Source organism: Streptomyces hesseae, from assembly GCF_031845785.1.
Lineage (GTDB): Bacteria > Actinomycetota > Actinomycetes > Streptomycetales > Streptomycetaceae > Streptomyces > Streptomyces hesseae.
The window spans coordinates 1-452 of the sequence record NZ_JAVRFI010000074.1; the positions used below are offsets into that span (position 1 = coordinate 1).

Below are 452 nucleotides of genomic sequence, written 5' to 3' on the forward strand. Positions count from 1 at the left end.
TTTCCACACTGGACCTGAACCATCAACAAACTGTGTCACCGCTGGCATTTTCAGCTCAGGGTTCAGGATAACAATACCCACCGCTAAACCAACGATAACCCCGATTTTCAGGAATGTCGCTAAGTAGTCACGAGGAGCCAGAATCAGCCATACTGGCAATAACGCTGAAACAAACGCATAACCGACTAATGCATAAGTAATCGTCGTATCTTTAAAGGTCAGCGCTGGACCCCAGTATGGGTCATGAGCAATCACACCACCAAACCAAATAGAAGCGACTAACAGTGCAATACCGATAACGGCAATTTCACCCACACGTCCTGGTCGGATATAGCGCATGTATATCCCCATAAACAGCGCAATCGGCACAGTGGAGCAAACCGTGAACACACCCCATGGGCTTTCTGCCAGAGCCTTAACCACGATCAATGCTAATACCGCAAGGATAATGA

At 47.8% G+C, this 452-nt stretch carries 1 protein-coding gene; it reads right to left on the bottom strand.

Features of this window, described 5'->3' with window-relative positions:
* Positions 1-452 (bottom strand): carbon starvation CstA family protein (locus RM609_RS34755; protein WP_311616592.1); only part of this gene is annotated, 452 nt, incomplete at both ends.